The organism is Lysinibacillus parviboronicapiens (assembly GCF_003049605.2).
GTDB lineage: Bacteria > Bacillota > Bacilli > Bacillales_A > Planococcaceae > Lysinibacillus > Lysinibacillus parviboronicapiens.
The window spans coordinates 3,051,621-3,071,852 of record NZ_CP073713.1; the positions used below are offsets into that span (position 1 = coordinate 3,051,621).

21 protein-coding genes, 1 pseudogene and 1 riboswitch are annotated in these 20,232 nt (G+C 35.3%); of the genes and pseudogenes, 6 read left to right on the forward strand and 16 right to left on the reverse strand.

Annotation, left to right across the window (positions count from 1 at the left end; all coding sequences use genetic code 11):
• Positions 1-11: 11 nt before the first annotated feature.
• The 12 genes from gcvPB to C9J31_RS14755 all read right to left on the reverse strand — a co-directional run bounded on the left by gcvPB (position 12) and on the right by C9J31_RS14755 (position 9,838).
• Complete coding sequence (gene gcvPB / locus C9J31_RS14700; protein WP_107951143.1) at positions 12-1,475, reverse strand: aminomethyl-transferring glycine dehydrogenase subunit GcvPB; 1,464 nt, start codon at positions 1,473-1,475, stop codon at positions 12-14.
• The gene (gene gcvPA / locus C9J31_RS14705; RefSeq protein ID WP_107951144.1) at positions 1,468-2,814 is read right to left on the reverse strand and encodes an aminomethyl-transferring glycine dehydrogenase subunit GcvPA; all 1,347 of its coding nucleotides are present in this window, start codon (positions 2,812-2,814) and stop codon (positions 1,468-1,470) included. Before gcvPA ends, gcvPB begins: the two co-directional genes overlap by 8 nt.
• A gap of 25 nt (positions 2,815-2,839) precedes the next feature.
• Positions 2,840-3,943 carry a glycine cleavage system aminomethyltransferase GcvT gene (gene gcvT, locus C9J31_RS14710; RefSeq protein WP_054768300.1) on the reverse strand — a complete coding sequence of 368 codons (1,104 nt, stop codon included), beginning with the start codon at positions 3,941-3,943 and terminating at the stop codon, positions 2,840-2,842.
• Positions 3,944-4,148: 205 nt separating this feature from the next.
• Positions 4,149-4,241, reverse strand: a riboswitch (glycine riboswitch).
• Between the two features lie 144 nt (positions 4,242-4,385).
• Entirely contained in the window at positions 4,386-4,901 is a 516-nt protein-coding gene (locus C9J31_RS14715) for a shikimate kinase (protein WP_054768299.1), read from the reverse strand.
• A 19-nt stretch (positions 4,902-4,920) separates the two neighbouring features.
• Positions 4,921-5,121, reverse strand: coding sequence for a hypothetical protein (locus C9J31_RS14720; RefSeq protein ID WP_010859812.1), 201 nt, complete (start codon positions 5,119-5,121; stop codon positions 4,921-4,923).
• Positions 5,099-5,524, reverse strand: coding sequence for a competence type IV pilus minor pilin ComGF (comGF, locus tag C9J31_RS14725; RefSeq protein ID WP_107951145.1), 426 nt, complete (start codon positions 5,522-5,524; stop codon positions 5,099-5,101). Before comGF ends, C9J31_RS14720 begins: the two co-directional genes overlap by 23 nt.
• Positions 5,521-5,835 carry a hypothetical protein gene (locus tag C9J31_RS14730; RefSeq protein ID WP_054768297.1) on the reverse strand — a complete coding sequence of 105 codons (315 nt, stop codon included), beginning with the start codon at positions 5,833-5,835 and terminating at the stop codon, positions 5,521-5,523. Before C9J31_RS14730 ends, comGF begins: the two co-directional genes overlap by 4 nt.
• Positions 5,832-6,272 carry a competence type IV pilus minor pilin ComGD gene (gene comGD / locus C9J31_RS14735; protein ID WP_107924603.1) on the reverse strand — a complete coding sequence of 147 codons (441 nt, stop codon included), beginning with the start codon at positions 6,270-6,272 and terminating at the stop codon, positions 5,832-5,834. Before comGD ends, C9J31_RS14730 begins: the two co-directional genes overlap by 4 nt.
• Positions 6,269-6,610, reverse strand: a complete 342-nt coding sequence (comGC, locus tag C9J31_RS14740) for a competence type IV pilus major pilin ComGC (protein WP_054768296.1) — start codon at positions 6,608-6,610, stop codon at positions 6,269-6,271. The genes comGD and comGC overlap by 4 nt, the downstream gene beginning before the upstream one ends.
• 12 nt (positions 6,611-6,622) lie before the next feature.
• The gene (comGB, locus tag C9J31_RS14745) at positions 6,623-7,696 is read right to left on the reverse strand and encodes a competence type IV pilus assembly protein ComGB (RefSeq protein WP_107951146.1); all 1,074 of its coding nucleotides are present in this window, start codon (positions 7,694-7,696) and stop codon (positions 6,623-6,625) included.
• Positions 7,674-8,042: an ATPase, T2SS/T4P/T4SS family gene (locus tag C9J31_RS14750; protein WP_107951147.1), complete on the reverse strand. Its 369-nt coding sequence runs from the start codon at positions 8,040-8,042 to the stop codon at positions 7,674-7,676. The genes comGB and C9J31_RS14750 overlap by 23 nt, the downstream gene beginning before the upstream one ends.
• A 1,445-nt stretch (positions 8,043-9,487) precedes the next feature.
• Complete coding sequence (locus C9J31_RS14755; RefSeq protein WP_107951148.1) at positions 9,488-9,838, reverse strand: helix-turn-helix domain-containing protein; 351 nt, start codon at positions 9,836-9,838, stop codon at positions 9,488-9,490.
• Between the two features lie 132 nt (positions 9,839-9,970).
• On the opposite strand from C9J31_RS14755, the gene C9J31_RS14760 reads away from it, so the two are divergent.
• Complete coding sequence (locus C9J31_RS14760) at positions 9,971-10,972, forward strand: DGQHR domain-containing protein (RefSeq protein ID WP_107951149.1); 1,002 nt, start codon at positions 9,971-9,973, stop codon at positions 10,970-10,972.
• Between the two features lie 373 nt (positions 10,973-11,345).
• Here C9J31_RS14760 and C9J31_RS14765 read toward each other — a convergent pair whose 3' ends face one another.
• Both C9J31_RS14765 and C9J31_RS14770 read right to left on the reverse strand, forming a co-directional pair.
• Positions 11,346-11,930 (reverse strand): replication initiation and membrane attachment family protein, encoded by a 585-nt coding sequence (locus tag C9J31_RS14765; protein ID WP_107951150.1) that lies wholly within the window; start codon positions 11,928-11,930, stop codon positions 11,346-11,348.
• Between the two features lie 476 nt (positions 11,931-12,406).
• The gene (locus C9J31_RS14770; RefSeq protein WP_054613295.1) at positions 12,407-13,051 is read right to left on the reverse strand and encodes a hypothetical protein; all 645 of its coding nucleotides are present in this window, start codon (positions 13,049-13,051) and stop codon (positions 12,407-12,409) included.
• Between the two features lie 225 nt (positions 13,052-13,276).
• On the opposite strand from C9J31_RS14770, the gene tlp reads away from it, so the two are divergent.
• The gene (tlp, locus tag C9J31_RS14775) at positions 13,277-13,510 is read left to right on the forward strand and encodes a small acid-soluble spore protein Tlp (RefSeq protein WP_036221151.1); all 234 of its coding nucleotides are present in this window, start codon (positions 13,277-13,279) and stop codon (positions 13,508-13,510) included.
• Positions 13,511-14,382: 872 nt separating this feature from the next.
• Positions 14,383-14,466: pseudogene (locus tag C9J31_RS24320) on the forward strand (DUF3231 family protein); the annotation flags it as partial.
• Positions 14,467-14,850: 384 nt separating this feature from the next.
• Here the strand turns inward: C9J31_RS24320 and C9J31_RS14780 are convergent.
• A complete protein-coding gene (locus tag C9J31_RS14780) occupies positions 14,851-15,870 on the reverse strand; it encodes a DUF4179 domain-containing protein (protein WP_107951151.1) in 1,020 nt (339 codons plus the stop codon).
• Positions 15,860-16,387 carry a sigma-70 family RNA polymerase sigma factor gene (locus C9J31_RS14785; protein WP_107927010.1) on the reverse strand — a complete coding sequence of 176 codons (528 nt, stop codon included), beginning with the start codon at positions 16,385-16,387 and terminating at the stop codon, positions 15,860-15,862. Before C9J31_RS14785 ends, C9J31_RS14780 begins: the two co-directional genes overlap by 11 nt.
• Before the next feature lie 431 nt (positions 16,388-16,818).
• Here C9J31_RS14785 and C9J31_RS14790 point away from each other — a divergent pair, with 431 nt between their 5' ends.
• The 3 genes from C9J31_RS14790 to C9J31_RS14800 all read left to right on the forward strand — a co-directional run bounded on the left by C9J31_RS14790 (position 16,819) and on the right by C9J31_RS14800 (position 20,212).
• Positions 16,819-17,862, forward strand: coding sequence for an ArsR family transcriptional regulator (locus C9J31_RS14790; RefSeq protein ID WP_107951152.1), 1,044 nt, complete (start codon positions 16,819-16,821; stop codon positions 17,860-17,862).
• Positions 17,859-19,073, forward strand: coding sequence for an MFS transporter (locus C9J31_RS14795; protein WP_107951153.1), 1,215 nt, complete (start codon positions 17,859-17,861; stop codon positions 19,071-19,073). The genes C9J31_RS14790 and C9J31_RS14795 overlap by 4 nt, the downstream gene beginning before the upstream one ends.
• Positions 19,074-19,897: 824 nt before the next feature.
• Complete coding sequence (locus tag C9J31_RS14800; RefSeq protein ID WP_107951164.1) at positions 19,898-20,212, forward strand: ArsR/SmtB family transcription factor; 315 nt, start codon at positions 19,898-19,900, stop codon at positions 20,210-20,212.
• The last annotated feature ends 20 nt before the right edge of the window (positions 20,213-20,232 follow it).

A 20,232-nucleotide genomic window follows, 5' to 3' on the forward strand; every position in this document is an offset into this window, starting at 1 on the left:
TGCAATGCATATTATGCTTTTTGGTAACGTAGCACTGGTGTACGAGCAGCGCGTGTTTCGTCTAGACGAGATACGACTGTTGTATGTGGTGCTTCTTGCACAATAGATGGATTTTCTTCTGCTTCTTTTGCGATTTGAATCATAATGTCACAGAATGCATCTAATGTTTCTTTTGATTCTGTTTCAGTTGGCTCAATCATCAACGCCTCTTCCACGTTTAGTGGGAAGTATGTTGTTGGTGGATGGTAGCCAAAGTCTAACAGGCGTTTTGCGATATCCAATGTACGTACGCCCAGTTTCTTTTGACGACGACCCGATAATACAAATTCATGCTTACAATGACGGTTATATGGTAGGTCGAAGAACGGCTCTAGACGACGCATCATATAGTTTGCATTTAAAACTGCATATTCCGTTACAGCTTTTAAGCCATCTGGGCCCATCGTACGGATATATGTGTACGCACGGACGTTAATCCCAAAGTTACCATAGTAAGGCTTTACGCGACCAATTGATTGTGGACGTTCGTAGTCGAAGTGGTATGTTCCCTCTTCTGTTCTTACTAGGACAGGTTTTGGTAGGAACGGAATTAAATCTGCCTTTACGCCAACTGGACCTGAGCCTGGACCACCGCCGCCATGTGGGCCTGTAAATGTTTTGTGTAAGTTCAGGTGGACACAGTCAAAGCCCATGTCGCCAGGGCGCGCTTTACTCATTACTGCGTTTAAGTTAGCTCCATCATAGTAAACTTTACCGCCAACAGCGTGAATGAGCTCTGCCATTTCGATAATATTCTCTTCAAATAAGCCCAGCGTATTTGGATTTGTTAGCATTAATGCAGCTGTGTCAGGACCCACTACATTGCGTAAATCTTCAATATCAACTAAGCCATTTTCATCGGATTTTACCGTAATTGTTTCAAAACCTGCGACAGTTGCAGATGCCGGATTTGTACCATGTGCTGAGTCAGGCACGATAACCTTATTACGGTGACCTTCGCCATTCGCCTCATGGAAGGCACGAATCATCATTAATGCTGTCCATTCACCATGTGCGCCTGCTGCTGGTTGTAATGTGACTTCGTCCATACCTGTAATTTCTACTAAAGAAGTTTGTAGGTCATACAGCAGTTCCATTGCACCTTGTACAGTGGATTCATCTTGTAATGGGTGAACGTTGGCAAAGCCAGAAAAACGAGCAACGGCTTCATTAATTTTCGGATTATATTTCATCGTACAAGAGCCTAACGGATAGAAGCCAGAGTCTACACCATGGTTTCGACGAGAAAGTGCTGTATAGTGACGCATAATGTCTAGCTCAGAAACCTCTGGTAATTCTGCAGCTTCTTCTCTAATTAAGTTTGCAGGAAGTAAATCTGTAAGATCAACTGCTGGCACATCAAGTGCTTCTAAGCTGTACCCTACGCGACCTTCTTTTGTAATTTCAAAAATGAGTGATTGATTTTCGTTATGCATTGAGAGCCCCCATTTCTGCAACAAGTGCATCAATTTCTTCCTTCGTGCGTAATTCAGTTACAGCAATTAACACATGATGCTTTAAAGCTTCATAAATTTGACCTAATGGATACCCACCGATAATACCTTTTTCAATTAAGCCTTTATTGATTTCCTTGACGCATCTATTCGTTTTTACGACGATTTCATTAAAGTGTGCACCTTGGAATGCTACTGTGAAGCCTGCCGCTTCAAAGGCATTTTTCGCATAGCGCGTTTTGGCAATATTTTGCGTAGCCATCTCACGAACACCTTGCTTACCAAGTGCTGTCATTGCAGCTGAAGCTGCAAGTGCCAGAAGTGCTTGGTTTGAACAAATATTAGAAGTCGCTTTATCACGACGAATATGCTGTTCGCGTGCTTGTAATGTTAGTACGTAACCACGTCGACCTTCACCATCCACTGTTTCACCAACAAGACGGCCAGGAACTTTCCGCATTAATTTTGTTGTCACAGCGAAGAAACCACAGTGAGGACCACCGAATGCCTCTGCGATACCAAAAACTTGCGCATCACCAACACAAATATCAGCACCTAACTTTCCAGGAGGTGTTAAAATACCTAATGCTAGTGGATTTGAGGATACAACAAATAAACTTTTTGCTTCATGTGCAATGTCACCGATAACTTGTAAGTCCTCGATTTGACCAAAGAAGTTTGGATATTGTGCAATGACAGCAGCAGTATTGTCATCGATTAGCTCTTTTAATGCGCCAACATCCGTTACACCATCTTTTTGAGGGATTGTTACGATGTCAATCGATTGACCGTATGCATATGTAGCAACGACGTCACGGTACTCAGGGTGAACCGTTTCAGATACTAAAATTTTCTTACGACGTGTATGGCCTGCTGCGAGCATACCTGCTTCAGCGAGTGCAGTTCCTCCATCGTACATAGAAGAGTTAGCAAGATCCATTCCTGTTAGTTCGGCAATCATCGTTTGGAATTCAAAAATTGCTTGTAATTCCCCTTGTGAAATTTCAGGTTGGTAAGGTGTATAAGCTGTATAGAACTCTGAACGAGAAATAACGTGATCCACGATAACCGGTTTATAGTGATTGTAAACGCCTGCACCTAAAAATGAGACATTAGCGTTGGTATCTTTGTTTTTCGCAGCAAGTGCTGATAATTCTTTTAAAAGTGCTGATTCTGATTTCGCTTCTTTAATGTCATAAAGGCCTTTAAATCGTACTATTTCTGGAATATCTTCGAATAGTTCATCAACTGAGGATACACCAACTACGTCTAACATTTCTTGTTTATCTTGCTCCGTCATTGGTAAATAACGATGTTTCATAAATGTAGGTCCCTCTTTTCAAATTTTATTTTGAACGCTTGTAAAACGGTGTTTCAACTGTGATTACCTTTAAGTGCTTACCACGAATTTCGATTTCTAATTCTGTTCCGATAGTTGCGAATTGGCTGTTAATTAACGCGTGACCAACATTACGTTTAGAAGAAGGAAGCTGTGTACCTGTTGTCACTTCACCAATTTCCTCGCCATTGTTGAACACTTTGTAGCCATGACGTGGAATCCCTTTATCGATCATTTCAATCCCAACAAGCTTGCGAGATAAACCATTTTCTTTTTGTGCAACTAATGCATCGTGACCAATAAAGTCTTCTTTATTTAATTTCACTGCAAATCCAATACCTGCTTCAAGTGGAGAAATTGTCGCTGATAGCTCTTGACCGTAAAGCGGAAGACCTGCTTCAAAACGCAGTGTGTCACGGCAGCCTAAACCTGCTGGAACAACACCTTTGTCTTTACCAGCTTCTAAGATTTTGACCCACAGTGCTTTAATATCTTCTGGGGAACCGTACAGCTCAAAACCATCTTCTCCTGTGTAACCACTGCGAGAAACTAACGCTTTGTGCCCAGCAACCTCAACGTCCTCTTGGAAGCGGAAATATTTAATTGCACTTAAATCAGTCGTTGTTAATGTTTGAAGAACCTCTTCAGCTAATGGACCTTGAAGGGCAATTTGCGCATAAGCATCTGATTGATTGTCGATTGTGACATCATACTGGTTTTGGTTTTCCAACATCCAGTCATAATCTTTTTCAATATTCGCTGCATTGACACATAATAAATAATGATTGTCAGCCAATTTATACGTTAATAAATCATCGACAACGCCACCATCTTCATAGCACATTGCATTGTATTGCGCTTGACCTGTAGCAATTTTTGAAATGTCATTTGACAAAAGATTTTGTAAAAAGTCCAGTGCTTCAGGACCTGTTACGACAATCTCTCCCATATGTGACACATCAAATAAGCCAGCACGACTACGCACGGCATCATGTTCATCTTTAATAGAAGAGAATTGCACTGGGAGTTCCCATCCACCAAAGTCAATTGTTTTACCACCAAACTTTGCGTATTCATCGAATAGAGGTGTACGTTTTAATTCATTCGTCATGAGTATTGCCCCCTTATTGTTAGTATCATTTTTACTTGTAGTAGTTCGTCTGTTTTTCTACATAAAAAAAGACAGACGAACCCCTTTTCGGGATTCTCTGTCCTTGCACCTGAAAGTTACACCACACTGACTCGCATTAACTTGATTGCCAATCAGTAGGCTTTCCCCTTTGGTGGCTGTTGTACTACAGCTCTCTCCAGAGTTGCGTCTTGTACGAGTCCTTTTACCTGAGAGATTCATAGCCCTTTGCTACTTGCTCCTTCGGTGGCGTCTATACGCGCTCTCCCCGCACAATCATCCGCCCAAGAATCATCTTGGTACTATTTAGTATTCAATGTACTTAAGTTACCTTATTAGTCTATATCCTAACATTGATTGTATTGAAAAGGCAATCATTTTTTAAATTAACATAATAAACGAACATTGCATGTGTTTCCACTTATTATCGTTCGCCTTTTAACCTTTTCACCTGGAATACTAAATACTCTAGAATATTGCGCATAGTTCTACCTTCTGTCAAAACCTGTATATGTCCTGCTTCACGATAAAACTTCCTTCTGTAGTGATACAGTTCTTCTAACTCTTCCTTTGTTGAACTTTGTACAATTGGTCGGTTTGGATCATGCTGTATTCGTTTGTAAATATCTTCGAATGTCGCATCTAAAAAGAACACGAGGCCACTACGTCTCATAATTTTTCGATTTTCTCCATTTACGGCTACACCACCGCCTGTTGAAATAATACAAGCTTCGTCTCGGAAATTTTTCAAAAATTCTGTTTCTATCTCTCGAAAACGTGCCTCTCCGTATTTTTCGAAAATTTGTGGAATTGTCATGCCCTGTTGTCTAACAATTTCATGATCCATATCATAGTACGGTAGCTTTAATAAATAGCTTAACCTCCTTCCTAACGCACTTTTCCCGCATCCCATAAAGCCAACTAAATATATTTTTCGCATTCGAATCACCTTCTTATAACTACGATTCTACACTGTCTGACAAAATTTGTCCTAATAAATTTATCGTAGCTCGAACATTGACCTTTTCAAGCGCATCATATGTTCGTAACTGAATTTCATAAGACATACAATACGTAAGAACAAAAGTAGTTACAAAAAATAATAATGCAATTGCGATTAAAAATATAGCCCCTCTGTCATTTTTCAATAATTGGCACATAATAGGTCCGCTCCTTCTGCAAACCACTCGAAAATTCAACAGCAACTGTTAGTTCATTATTTTTAAATTGGAACTGACAGCTACGAAGACCGATAAGCAATGGTACATGTCCACCATTCACTTGATTGCGTATAATATTGTTGTAGCAATCAATATGATGAAGTGTGTTAGAAACTTGGAAAGTTATTCTCTTTTGATCATCGCGCATCGTGAACGATGAAACATCCACTAAATACATATTCAAATCATAAACAAATAGCTCCCATTTCGTTTGTTCATCCGTCAATATGGTTGTTTTCATTTCTGCATACCACAGCATGATGACTATAAAAAGATGAGAAATTAACACAAAAACGACGACTTGCAACAATGATTCTAATAATGTATAGCCTTTTTCGTTCATTTATTTTCACCCGTAAGCTGAATACACTTGTGACGCAATTCACGTGTGTTGTGAAAAGCGACACATATCTCTTGTCCATCGTAAGTCCAATGATAATTCACACCCTCTATTGTTTTCATACCTTCTAATTGTTGTAGGTATCGATATTGCTTCAAACCTTCATAAGCAGTTTCTGCAGCGACAACCTCAAGCTTTTTGTTGTATAAATTTGTTTTCATATTATAGGTAACAGGGACGAATGTTGTACAGATTAGCATGACAATAACCACCGATAGAATAGTTTCAACAAAAGAGTATCCGGACTCATTCATTCCACTCTGGATCTCCCACGTCCTAATGTAATAACAACCTTTTTAATACCTTGAGGTGTTCTAAAATACAATGTACCTGCATTCATCACATTCCCATTGTAGTTATACATAATCGTTTGAATCGTACTTGCCGCTGTCATCAATTCAACTCCCTTTGGAAAAGCTCGCTCATAGTAATTGCTATAAAAATCTTTTTTTATAATATAGCGATGGGGTGGGCTTTCAAACTTCATAGAAACATACTCCCGCTGCTGCATGCTATAAGTTTGAATAAATTGAATATCCAATTGAATTTGTGTAAAAAAACGCTCAAGTTCCTTAGTTTCAGCTATTTTTAAGGAAAGCTTTGTCACGATACCCGTTAAACACATTACGATAAACAAGACGATTAGCATTTCTATCAGCGTAAATCCGCGCTCATTTTTCACCTCAATCATGTTCCACCCGCATCTGCTCCAGACGACGGATTTGCTAATTTTACTTCGCCATCACTAGTAATCACTATTTCGCTTTTATTTGGACAGGTTGTTTCATTTTCTTTTAAATAACCGTTCGTTACTAATTCTTCTAGTGTCGGATAGGTCATAAAATCCACTCTGTATGCCTCTACTTGCCCCTGCACCATCGAAATATAAGCGGTACAGCCTTTTTCATCTATCGTCGCAAAATGTTTCGTTACATTTGGAATGGTGATTAAGATTAGCACCGAAATAATTAACAGTACGATTAACATTTCTATTAGTGTAAATCCTGCTTGTTGTTTAACATGTTTCATTTATTATCTCTCCTATACTAGTTCAATCATGTGATATATCGGTAATAATAAACTTACATATGCAGCTACTATGCACAGGGCAATGATGAGAAAAAACGTTGGCTGTACAAAGGCGAGCATGCGCTTTAGAAATAGTTCCTGCTTTTCCGCCAGTAATTCACTATATAATACGAGCTCTTTACCTAGATAACCACTCTGCTCACCATGTTGTACAAAAATGGAGAAATCCTTTTGCCATTCCGCCATCAACTGCACGGCCTGTGTAAGTGTATCTCCATATATAACCCTTTCTTTTATACAACCTGCAAAATACCGAATAAACGGTTGTAACTGTTGTTTTTCTAAAATGTGAAGACTTGCTTGTAAAGAGAAACCGCTTTGTAGTAAACTCCCTAAATATGCAGCAAACTGTCTTGTCATCGATAATCGAATGAAGATGTTCATAAATGGTATTTTTAATGACATGTATAACTGCTGAGCAATTGGTTGTCGTTTAAGCCAAAACTGAAGAATGATGGAACCCAAAACGGCTACAATCCCTATCGTAAGAAGCACATCAGGCAAATGTAGTAAGTAACGTGAGAAGGCGATGCTTGTCTCCCCCGTTTCACTGCTACGGCTTAAGACCATTTTTTCAATATTCGGAAAGAAAATTGTCCGAAATACTAAGAAAAGCAGCAATAAAAACAACATTAATACGAGGGGATACAATAGGAGACCTTTAAATTTTTTCTTTGTTGCCTCATTCAACGCCATCTGCTTGGCTACACCTTTAAAGGCTTCTATCATATGCCCATTATTTTCTGCAATAGATATAGCTACTAAATAATGCTTAGAAATTTGCAATGTTTCCAGTATCCCTGTTACACCTACTCCTTCTTTAAATTTGTCTTCGATCATTAGTTGTATCTCTTCATGCGCGTCTATATGATGTGGTAGGAGCATGGAAATAGCTTGTGTAAACAAATATCCTTCTTGTATTAACACACTTAAGCGATTGAAAAAATTAGCCTGCTCCTTCACTCGCCATTTGGTCGCCCTGTTGTAATCCATCTGCAATTTTTCAATAAGCACTCGAAGATGCATAATGCTGTCTCTCTAACAATCTTTTTTGACCATTTAGCGTACTATCATGTGGCAACTCATAGATAGCTTTTTGTTTAATGGCTTGAATAGCCTCACTAAGGTGAACGTCACTTAATATTTCTAACAGTGCACGTCGCTCTTCTTGTTTTGGTGCTTGGATTAGTAGTTGGGCCACAACCCCAATAACCGTTTGACGGAGTTCCTCAATAGTCACACCTAGGTCAATTAATCGATAGAGGCAACTAACAGAATCTTTGGCATGGACCGTCGTTAACACAAGATGACCGGTAAGCGAGGCCTCTATTGCAATCTTTGCTGTTTCTTGATCTCGTATTTCGCCAATCATAATAACTCCCTATATATATACGATTTTCATGTTCAAAAAGCATATTACTTGATTTATTCAACGTTATATTAATTTCAAACAAAAAAATAAATGAACAAAACAGAGACGATATCTTCATGAACTATGGCTAAAGCTATTTGTTATTTAAGCATATATAAAAAATTATCATCTTTATCTTTTCGCAAGAAGGATTTAACTCTTTATGAAATTCGCACCTGAAGTGCAGAGTCTGCACCACTGATGATTTGCCGTTAGTAACTTTCCGTCTGTTTTATTTTGTTTTTTCTCAAAACACCATTGCATAAAATGCTTCATGTTAAACATGGTCATTTTCAAAAAAACAAAAAAACACTCACATTGCACCTTTCATTAACGGTGTTGTGAATGTTCCTCTAATTTGATATTTAAATTCAACTTGTAGCCAAGGGAGATTAGGCATTGCCTTAAAACGCTCTAAATCAATTGTTGTATTAATTACCTCTTATTCAAGTAATTACGATAATACCTCCACTTTTTTTGTCTTTCTCCTCTGCCTTAAGCTTGTAGACCATACTTTTTTTCCTCTCTTTTATTTGTATTTACACTTTTCCGACAAAACGCAAAAAAGCCCATGTTGAAGAATCAGTTTTAGAAAAGGACACAATTATCCTGTTCTCGATTCAACCACATAGGCCGATAATAAGTAATTTCAACGTAGCACATTAGTAGATTGCTACAAAAAAATAAAAGAAAAAGTGTATAGATTTACTATATCAAATCTAAAGGGAAAAAACTATAAAAAATGAAGGTAAATAAAAAACTCATCCTAAAACATATGTATAAAAGATTCGTGACAGTGACTTCAATAAAGAGCTAACTGTTACATCAATTTTTAAATCTCCTCTTCATTAGGAAACACCAGATAATCGTTCCGTGAGACAAGGTAATCACTACTCAAGTTTCACTCTTACAATATTGAAGAGATATAACTCTCAAAGAACCTAGCGCAGAATTCTATTTCTCTATCAAGGTAAATAGCATTGCGATAAAATTGGGTTTGATATATTAATAAATTTAGGTTCAGTGATACTCATAAAAATAATTATTCCTTGAGATAGCAATCTAGAAAAGAGAGCTTTTTAGTCAAGGATTAATTCATCTTTTACATTTTCTCCTACGTGACAACGGGTGGATAATCACATCTAGTTACAAGTTGAATGCGTTCTAAAATACCCTTCTTCAAAAGCGTTTGATCATCCATTTCAGTTTATTTAATTAATATATATTTATACACTTACATTACTTCCAAATAATAATTACATTAGATTTTTCCTCTAATTAAAATTATTTTACATACTCCTTTCTTTTTTGATACTTTTCAGTGTGATACATTGTTATAGAATTACAAAAAATAAACCACTCGATTGAGTGGGTACAACTAATATATAAATTACATCTTTAAAGCTCTATTCTTCATATGTTTTAAAAATTTCATTAGCAATTTTTAATACTAAGCGAACTTCGGCTTCGCTTCTGTCTTCTATTAGATTTTGCAAAATCATAATCAATTCTTTTTTTTCTAAATACTTATTATCTAAATTGAGAGTATCAAATTTAAAGATATTACTGGGTGCTTCTTCCAATCCTTCAGTAATCTTTTCTAAGGTCTGTATAGTAATATTCCTATCCCCTCTTTCAACCCCAGCCAAGTACGAAGTTTGCAGTCCACATTTTTCAGCTAATTCTTCCTGAGTGAGTTTTTTCAATTTCCGAATTTCTTTGATGTTGCTACCAACTAATTTAATTAAACTTTCCAAAAAATCACCTCACATTTAGACTATGTGAGATTAGTACCACCTTACAGATACATATAGTATAAATTTGATTGAAATATATACTTATAAGTACTATAATGTTTTAGTATTAAATTTTACTTAAGGAGTTTTAATATGAGTAATAACTTACCTTCAAATATAGCAATAGAAAATGTATTACAATCTAAGATGCGCGGTCGTGTTACTTACCAAGGCTTTGTCTCATCTCAAATTGCAGTCAACTTCTCATACTCAAAACTTTATAACGACCCATCTGGTAAAGGTTATCAACGACCTATAGATAAAAAAAGGTGTAAAGATTTTGCAAATTATTTATCACAAGGCGAAGATGCTCTTTACACCCCTATTTTATTAAATGCTTCAGGACATTGGGAATTTCATGCTTATGATAGTCAAAGAAGAAATTTTGGGAGATTAATATGCAAAAAAAAAGCTACATTAATGGATGGACAACATAGATTAAGCGGGATAAGTGAATATATTAATGAAACAGATAGCACACTTAACGTTCCCTTCTTGGCTTTTCATTTTTTAGATGAGGATGAAGAAATTAAATTATTTGATGTAATTAATTCCAAAGCTAAGGGGATTGGTACATCACTAAGTCGCTATTTAAATAGGGACAATGATGACATTAGCTGGGTTGCTACGAATCTAATTCTTAAGCCAGAAAGTCCTTTCTTTAGTAAAGGGACCTTAATCGGAAGAAGAACTAAAGATAAAAACGTTACACTACAGAATCTGTACAACATCATAAATTTATTAACTAAAAAATCTGCTTTAGCAAATCTCTCAAAAGAACGAAAATTAAATATAGCTTTATTTTACTTTAATTTAATAAAAGATTTGTTTCCAGAACAGTGGGACGACAATCAATTGTATAGAATGACCCATATTACTTGTCTAAATGCATTGGCGATTGTTGGTAATAGATTACTTAATGACAACTATTTAATGAAATCTCAACAACCAGATTCCGTTAAAATAACTAAACTATTAAGTAATTTGAAAGAAATTGATTGGCTAGCTACTGGGAATTTAAAATATCTTAAAGGAGCTGCTGGTTCTAAAATGCTTGCCGAAGATATATTAAACTGCATTAAAAGTTATAAATAAAAAATAGACAACCAAAACTAAAAACGCCTGCTTTATTAAAAGAAAACGGTTATTTTAATATGCAAATAGAAAATAAAGTCGTTTAATTTTGCTATAATAACCCACGCATTTTGATCAATCTCTCTGAGTAATGACAATAATGTTGTTTATTGAAGCTGAAAAATGCATTACACCGTCCATATTTGCGGACGGTGTAAAAATAAAGTCGTTTATTTTTTGGTACAATTGCCAAATAAGAACCCGTAAATGCGACAATAAAGTCGTTTAAAACCTAATTTTATACAACAAATGCGCCCGATTGTTGAAGATCGTTATTGAACTAAAGCACCCGTTCAATAAGGAATTTGATGTTGGAGAATCTATTTTTGGGACTCTAGTTCTTCCATTCTTCCCTAACAAAGGCTATTGCACTTTCAATAGTTAAGACATTTTTCTTAAGCCAACTTTCACCCATTTCTCTTACCAACGAGTGAATAAAGCCAATTTTACTAACAATGTTCACATAATCCAGTAATACATTTATTACACCATCATTTAAACCTAACTTTTGTAAATCCTTCACCAGTTCTACATCATCCTGAGAAACAGCACCATTGCAATTTTCAAGATAATCAATTGGTGTTAAAGAATTAACCTGTTTTATATACCATTCGTCGTAACTCATTCCTGTTTTAGTTATAAACTCTTCTTCTTTTTTTGCATTCCATTCCCATTCCTCAATTGTTACTCCGTGAATTTCTTTAAATCGTTCTTCAGCAGTCGTGCCGTATATTACTTTGCTATTTATTTTCTTATATCGCTTTTTATTTTTCTTCGCCCCTTTTTTCGCTTTTTCTTCAAGTTTCCCTCGCCATTCCTCTATTGTCATTTCGTTTACTTCTTTAGAATGTTCTTCGTTTTTTTGTCTATGTTTTGCTAAATAGTAGGATTTTTTAAATCGTTTTTCATCTTTACTCACTCCATTTCACCCCTTTTCTTAAAGATTGTTGTTATTCAACTAATCAGCTGCGTTAGCTTAAGTACATTGTTTGACAAACTCACATCAAGATTAACATAAAACCCCATTTTTAATTTAGAAGTGTTATTCAATTAAATGGCCCTTTAATGAAAAAAGCACTTTCCTTATTCCAGGAAAGCGCCCGTTAGCCACACATGTCGCGTAAAATCAACACTACACCACAGAAAATGAAAGATCATTACGTTCTTTCATGTCTATGTTTCCAATAACTATCTCAACTTCAGATAAGTGATAAAATGTACTTGTAGTTTCAAAATTATTTACTTCTTCATTCGGTGAGTAAAGATATATCTTATTGTCTTGTCCAAGAGCTATCCAATTTCCCTTGTTGACCTATTTTCCTTAAGTCTTTAAACGATGAAGCTCTGAAGTCAAATAGACAAAAAAGGACCGGGCAACTTTTTGCCCAGTTATTCTTATTCGTTTATAATTTCTTCATACCCAGTCATAGTATCCATATGGCTCGCAATCATGGCGATAATGGTACTTGCCTCTTCTTTTTTAAATGACAAGGTACTTTCATCTTCGAATAGTTCCCCGTCTTCTGTCCAGATCCGATTGACTCTTCGCAGAACGCCATCTCCATTAGCTCTATCTACCCCAAACTGATAGGTTACTTCAAGATTATCTTCAATTTGGTAAGCCGTGACTTCCGGAGTTTCCCATTCCACATCAATTTCTTCAAGAGTAATTTCATCATCTAGAACTTCATATTCTTCTTCATCATCTACATAAAAGACTTCACTATCTTCGTCAATAAATTCATGAAAACTTTCATGAACAGCTTCAACCACATCAGTAATATCATCCAAAATAATTCTTGTAGGTTGTTGAAGCGTCATATCAAAGCTTTCTAAGTAAAATTCTTCATTATACGGATCAAAGAGGAGGGTGCAAAAGTAAACCCTGTCGTCATCTTCTGTCGAGATAAAAAATTCAATTCGGGGATGTTTTGAACCTCGATTGATATTCATATGACCGATTTGGTCATATTCTTCGCAAATCGATTTCAAATGATCTTGAAGCTCACCAGTTACTCTGTTAAACCATTCCATAGACATGTCACTACCGCCTCATTTTCTTTTTATCTAGTCATAATTTTTTTCCGTTTATTCATGCTGATTATATCCATTTATCGTGAATTATATTCTTTACAACTTAACGTGAGGACCTATTACTTACAAAGATTTGTTTTTGAAGAAAATTCCACTTATTGCACTGAATATTTTTAGTTAAATCGGGGACGATAAATCTTGTGACTTTATTAAAAAGAAGGAGGAAGTAAAATGGAGAAAAATACCCCAAAGCCAGATGATCGATCAGATAATGTTGAAAAGCTTCAAGATATGATGAAAAATACTAAGGAAAATATGGAAGCTGCAGAAGAAATGATGGCTTACGTTGATGAAAACGAACGAAAGGCACTTAAGCAAAAAAATGCACGTAGGGAAGAAAGTATGAGTGGTTTTCGAGAAGAGATTTTAGATGAAGCGGCTGCTCGAAAAAATGGTAACTCATAAATTTAAGTAAAGTGTCTTTTTATCCCGCGTACCAAAGTTCCTTAAATAATCAATGGGTGATGAAGAATGCCCCACTGATTAAGTTTCATTTCATGTGAATACGGGAAAAGACGGAAAATAATATATTTAATTTATAAAGCAACAGAAATTATACGGAAACAAAACGGAGAAAAGTGATACATTTACTTTTCTCCGCTTTTGAACGTTTCACAGTGGTTACTTTACATACTTTCAAACAGTAGGACGACGACTATTCAAAAGTGGAGACTTATAAATTACCGCGATATTGTTAGTCCTTATGTTATCTAAAAATGTAGAGGGTTTTCGTATAAAAGGCATAGGGAAAATCAGTATATTACATGTTATCTTCCTATCTCTGACGGTCATCGGTTTAAAAAAATCATGTTCCAGGGGGCAAGCATCAAGCCGCTTCCACAAAATGTAGAAAGGCTATAGGTTTAGACAAAAAACCAAACTCTTTTGAGCTGGTTGCCGTTTTCTTCATGTTATTGATTAACTGCGTAACTTTCCCGAAACCTATACTAATTAAGAATTACAAAGATGAGTGTTGGGGATTCTTAACACTATTTCGTAGAGATCATCAACCACTATTTATTGGGCAATCGCTCTCCGTTAGTTAAAGTATGATTCTTCACAAATTCTTGGTTATTCGTAATAGGTAGAGGATTACCATATTTATTAATTTCCTCATATTGTTCAGTTAATATCTATGCTTCAGCTACTTCCCTCGCTGCGGCTTTTTTATGTATAGATAACCTTAAATTGCACATATTAATATTGAGTGTATCGCACGCACTTAGCTGCGGCGCTAGTTGACAGCTGCAGCTTTTCTTCAATTTAATCCGCAACAGCTTGGCGCCAAACTATTACGCCTTAATAAAAATAAAGGTTGGCTAGTACCCCCGCCATTACATGTAGATCATCCAGAAAAATAATAAGTATTTATTAAGCCTGATTAAACCGTCAAATAATTAGTTCCCCAGTATAAAACTGGGGATTTTTCAATATGACTGAGTTTCTAGGAAATATCTCTGCACATTTTTTATCAAAAATTCATTCAATATAGAGATGGAATTTAAAATTCCACTTTGGTATACCTGCTTAAAATAATCTTCCCTTCTTCAACTAAACTGCTCCGTTAGCTTAAGTACATTGTTTCACAACTCACATCAAGATTAACATAAAATCTTATTTTTAATTTAGAAGTGTTATTCAATTAAATGGCCCGATTGTTGAAAATCATTATCCGACTAAAGCACCCCTTAGTGAAAAAACGACTGCTCTATTGAACAATAACTCACATAAAAACTATTTCATTATTATTTTTTTAAGTCGATGACAATAGTCTCAAGCTCAATTTTTGTATGACCTTTTCCATAATTAAGACTTGCAATTTGAATTGGCTGAATGATGAGCTTACTAGCTCCCTCTTTAATTGTACCGAAGTCGCTTGTTCCTTTAAATGTTTTGTAGTCATTAGTTGTCTTTCCACCACCACCAGTTCCATTCATATACACATTACCGAGGTCATCTGTTACATGAAAAACAGGTGTCACACTTTCCCACTCTTTTAGAAGTTCATCTTTTATCACTTGTTCATAGCTAATTACAGTGGATACATCAGTGAACTCAATAGATTGAAGCGTGAAGCTCACATTCTCCTTCTGTACGGTTTTATTTAACAACTGTATATCACCTTCTAAACGTTTGAGTGAAAAAGCAAATGACCAATCGCCTTCTACTACTGAATCATTCGATGTACTATTAAAGGCTTCAGGACTCCAAGTAATTTCAACGGTTTCAGGATATCCTTCATCTTTGAAATGGGGAGTGAAAGATGCCAATCCTACATAGCGATTGTCACTAATCTTTGTAATTTTTTCACTACCTCCCATACCAATTGCATCAACAACATCAAACCTATTCATTGCACTGATTTCAATTTCTTGTTCAATTTCTTGTTCTGTTTCGAGTGCGAATGAAATAGTAATATTTGTTCCGTCATATACCGCATTGTCTATCATAACAGTCGTACCATTGCTCGTCTGTGCAAGACCAATATCAGTTGAAAAGGTTTCAAAATCTTTGTAGTCTCTCTCCTCATCATTAAAAAAACTAATGACATTATCCATAAATGGAATTTGAGATGCAAGAGACGGAAAGGCAAAAGCAACTGAAGTAGTAGTTAACCCTAAAATCATTGCTGCCGCAACAAATGGATTTTTAAATCTTCTTTTTTGTTGCTCAGCTTTCGCTTTTTTCACACCCAATTTAGATCTTTTATGTAATTCTTTTGGGATTTCTATTTTTTGTAACTCTTGATTTATTTTATTGTTCACAAATATCACCCTCCTTAAATTGTTTACGAAGCTTAACTAATGCACGATAAAGAACTGATTTTGCCGTTCCAAGTGGTATTCCCAATACCTCCGATATTTCTTTAAATGTATGATTATGATAAAACCTTAGTAAAACAATGCTTTTTTCATCCTCTTCCAATGTTTCTATCAAGTCTTGTAATGTTATAGAAAGAGGAATATCTTCATTCTCTGTTCCTATAAATTCCTCATATTCTGGTTTTAATTGAACTACTTTTTTATTCTTTTTAACTTGATTGGTTGCACAGTTCATTGTTATTTTCATTAACCACGTTTTGAAATACTCTGGGTTTTTCAATGTATCTATCTTTTTAAAAGATTGGTAAGCTACCTCTTGAACAACATCTAAAGCATCATCTCTATTTTTAACATATACATAAGCCATTCGATAAATATCTTCTTCGTATTCTCGGAAAAGCTTTAAAAAGGCTTTATCATCTCCTTTTTTTGCTTTTTTTACTAATCTAATAATTGGAATTCACTCCTCATTTTTTGTCTTACACTTATTAGACAAACCAAAGTCTAATTTGGCTTAAATTTTATTGGTTTTTTTATCAAATAAAATAATCGTCCAAATTAAGGACGATTACATTATCTATTTTAAGCCTCTTGTTAACTATTCTGTACGTTAGTTTAAGTATATTTCTTCACAACTCCTACTCTACATTAACATAATTATCCAATTTTTCCTCTTCATAAAAAAAGACGCTTTCCTTATTACGGAAAAGCGCCCTTTAATGGAATAACTAAAATACGGGCTTTTATTACTGTAAACATCTCCCTTTTAGATTTCAATAAATGGAAGTATTTTGTTACAAGGGAGCAAGCAGAAATTTTAATTCTAAATTTATTGAATAAAAAATTCTAATATATTAGAATATAGGAAATACATAATAAGGAGGCTCTTTTATGAAACACCTTTATTCTCCATATCCAGCTGAAAGCATTTCCTTACAAGTAGAATCCTCACCTGTTTGGGAAGTGATACTTGGTATTGCAGGGTACACACATGGACAACTTCGACATACATTCGATTTAGATGAAAAGTGGGTATCAGAGCAAGATTCAATGCCTTCATCATTGTTAAAACATTTGAAGGTAATTGAGGAGACCAATTTATGGTATGGACTGATTATGCTTCAAGATAAACTATCTGCATTATCTGTTAAAGATTTTTCGAATCAACTTTCAGAAATTCCAATTGCTCGCTTTTATGACATACTTTTGCCGTACAAAGATCGGAATACAGAGCCTATAAGAAAAGCGACAGCCACTGAACATCATCGAGGTGAATTATTTGAGAAGTATGCGACATATTTTGAAGACCACGATTACTTAGGTGGGTATGTGCGTAATCTTAGTCGTTATACACAACAAGAAATTTGTGACCTATTCAACAATACATTGGTTGAGTGGTACATGTGGGTAAGTCAACAAGAAGAATGGGAAAAATGGACTCATGCACTTGCTTTTGAACAGAAACAATACAAATCATTGGATATAACAAATCCTATTGAGGAAATCGAACGAATTACGGGTGGAATCAAGTATCTCCCTGAACCTTCTGTCTGGAATGTCAAATTAATTCCACACGTATCTTATCGTCCTTGGATCTTAGAAAAACGCACACCTGATACTAAACTTTTCTTTTATCCTTTAAAGGAAGAATATTTGATAGAGCCTGGTGTTCCATCAAATGAGTTAATTCGTGGTCATAAGGCCTTAGGGGATGAACTTCGATTGAAATTGCTTTATCAACTTCTAAAGGGACCTTTATCACTTCAAGAGTTGAGCGTGCAGTTTAATACATCTAAAACAACACTACATCACCAACTTTCTATATTGAAAGCAGCAAAGTTTATTCGTGTTGATAAAGGTATCTATTCAGCAAATCTAACGCAGATTAACGCTTTTTCTGGACGACTCACTCAGTACCTGGGGGTTCACAAATGAATAAGTTCTCTAAGTCATTTAAAGCACTTTGGATAGGTGAAATTGTATCCGAATTTGGTGGAGCAGCTGGAGGAATTATTAATGGATTATTACTTTATGAATTGACAGGTTCAAGGGAATGGATGGGTGTACTTTGGCTTGTATATTTTATCCCCTCTTTAATTTTGCAAGGCATTAGTGCGCCTTTCCTAAACCATGTTGTGAAGGAGAAAATGCTTCAAAACATACAGTTGATTCGTGCTGGAGCCTACATCCTTCCACTTGTTGGTTATTTAATTGGTACAGACGTGGGAACCATTTTAGGATTAGTCGTTTTACAGTGTTTGTTAGGCTTGATGCAACCAATTTACGCAAGTCTATCTTTTTCACTTCTACCAGAAATTTGTAAAGAGAAAGAACTTGTCGAAGCAAATGCATTACTAGATGGAACTATTCGACTTATGAGTTTTATCGCTCCTGGAGCAACTTCATTATTGCTGTTGGTCAGTCCTATACATTTTATATATGGATTTTCATCTGTTATGTTCCTCGTCAGCTTTCTCGCACTTTCACGTATCCCTCAATCAAGTAAGAAGAAAGTGGCAACTTGGACAAAGAAATTTTGGTGGGCAGAAATGAAGGAAGGCTATCGAACATTCTTTAAATATCCAAATCTTTTTCGACTTACCATTCTTTCTTCCACGGTACAATTTGCGGTTGGAGCAACGATGGTTTTAAGTATTCCTTTTATACGAGGAGACCTTAATGGTCATTCTTGGGAATATGCGGTCTTTTCTGGGTCTTTCCCAGTCGGTTATGCTGTAGGTATGGTACTACTTACGAAGTTACCAAAAACTTATCAAACTATGTACCTCGGTTTAATAGGAGGAGGTCTTTCATTCGTACTCTTGTTTTTTGTAAATTCAGTTCCTATTGCATGGGTGTGTGAATTGTTTGGAGGAATGGTATTTCCTTTATTCAATGCTCAAAGTGCAGCAATTTTTCAGCGTGAAGCTCCTAGAGATCGTTTAACCCAACTAAGTGCAGTTCGATTACTATTCATTCGAGTTACCATGCCATTAGGGATATTGTTTGCTTCCTCAACATTTTTAAATTTAAGTACGCGTCAAATATATGCGATTGTTGGTATGTTAATTGTTTTACCTGGATTATTTCACCTCCTTGCTTCATTTTCCCAGCCAAATAAAGATTTACTTACAAATAAAAAATAAAAAACAAGTAAATATAGCTTTAGAATACAGATTGATCAAAAAATTACCTTCAGACTTTATTTATCAGCAAATGCAAAAACTCCATTTTGAAAAAAGATTGATCAAAATGGAGTTAATCTTTATCTAACTCTATATTTCAACAATAACATCCATTGAAAACGTTCCTCAATAATCTGGCCCGATTGCTGAATAAGGAAAAATCCTGCATATAACAGGATTTTTGATCAAACTTTTATAAATTATCATTCTAAGATCTAAAAAACAGTTCATCTTTTTTATAAATGTTGGTTTGGAATAAAGTTTGATTAAAAATTTCTCTAAACTTTTGATTTCACTGCATACGAAGAGCCGTGGTTTTGAATAAAGATTGATTAAAACGATGGTTTTCTTCTACTTGTAGGGACTACTTTTTATAAAAAAGTTTGATCAAAATTAAATATAAATGTTGATATAACGGTATTTTATTGATTTTGATAGGCTTAAAACGATTAAACTTTCTTCAAAATGGTGCGACTTTTTCAAAACAGTTCAACTTTGTTTTAAACCGACATAAAGAGCTGCTATCAAAATAGCTCCAACAAGCAGGAAATTCAAAAATACCTCTCGAGAGTTCGAGGGGTGTTTTTGAATGGTTTTAATACTGAAGTCTTTCTGATCAATTGTTAATGCTTTATTTTTTTACCTCATTTATTATTTCTTTAGCCTATTTTTATTTTTTTGATAACACCATGGAAAAAAAATCGTGAGCATATATATTTACATATCGTAATATCGTGATATGATGATGTGTATAAAAATGATAGTGAGGTGAAGTCGTGACGAAAATTCAATTTAATCAGGTTGATTTATTTAAAGCATTATCTAATGAAGCGAGACTGAAGATATTATACTGGTTAAAAGATCCTACAACGCATTTTGATACAAAGCGACAAGCGATAGAGGAAATGAATGAAGTAGGGGTCTGTGTAAGCCTGATTAGAGATAAGCTTGAGATGAATCAGTCTACTACATCTCAATATTTATCAACTTTACAGCGTGCAGGTTTGGTCGAAGCAAGACGCATCGGAAAGTGGACATACTATAAACGCAATGAGCAACTGATACATGAGTTAGCAAACTTTATAGAAACGAAGCTATAGGATTTAGAAAAAATATCAAA

Coding starts and splice junctions, on each gene's coding strand:
- comGB (WP_107951146.1), bottom strand. CDS start 7,696: ATGCATCTTCGAGTGCTTATTGAAAAATTGCAGATGGATTACAACAGG.
- C9J31_RS14795 (WP_107951153.1), top strand. CDS start 17,859: ATGAATAAGTTCTCTAAGTCATTTAAAGCACTTTGGATAGGTGAAATT.
- C9J31_RS14730 (WP_054768297.1), bottom strand. CDS start 5,835: ATGAATGAGTCCGGATACTCTTTTGTTGAAACTATTCTATCGGTGGTT.
- C9J31_RS14760 (WP_107951149.1), top strand. CDS start 9,971: ATGAGTAATAACTTACCTTCAAATATAGCAATAGAAAATGTATTACAA.
- tlp (WP_036221151.1), top strand. CDS start 13,277: ATGGAGAAAAATACCCCAAAGCCAGATGATCGATCAGATAATGTTGAA.
- comGF (WP_107951145.1), bottom strand. CDS start 5,524: ATGAACGAAAAAGGCTATACATTATTAGAATCATTGTTGCAAGTCGTC.
- C9J31_RS14770 (WP_054613295.1), bottom strand. CDS start 13,051: ATGTCTATGGAATGGTTTAACAGAGTAACTGGTGAGCTTCAAGATCAT.
- comGD (WP_107924603.1), bottom strand. CDS start 6,272: ATGATTGAGGTGAAAAATGAGCGCGGATTTACGCTGATAGAAATGCTA.
- C9J31_RS14750 (WP_107951147.1), bottom strand. CDS start 8,042: ATGATTGGCGAAATACGAGATCAAGAAACAGCAAAGATTGCAATAGAG.
- C9J31_RS14720 (WP_010859812.1), bottom strand. CDS start 5,121: ATGTGCCAATTATTGAAAAATGACAGAGGGGCTATATTTTTAATCGCA.
- C9J31_RS14790 (WP_107951152.1), top strand. CDS start 16,819: ATGAAACACCTTTATTCTCCATATCCAGCTGAAAGCATTTCCTTACAA.
- gcvPB (WP_107951143.1), bottom strand. CDS start 1,475: ATGCATAACGAAAATCAATCACTCATTTTTGAAATTACAAAAGAAGGT.
- gcvT (WP_054768300.1), bottom strand. CDS start 3,943: ATGACGAATGAATTAAAACGTACACCTCTATTCGATGAATACGCAAAG.
- gcvPA (WP_107951144.1), bottom strand. CDS start 2,814: ATGAAACATCGTTATTTACCAATGACGGAGCAAGATAAACAAGAAATG.
- C9J31_RS14715 (WP_054768299.1), bottom strand. CDS start 4,901: ATGCGAAAAATATATTTAGTTGGCTTTATGGGATGCGGGAAAAGTGCG.
- comGC (WP_054768296.1), bottom strand. CDS start 6,610: ATGAAACATGTTAAACAACAAGCAGGATTTACACTAATAGAAATGTTA.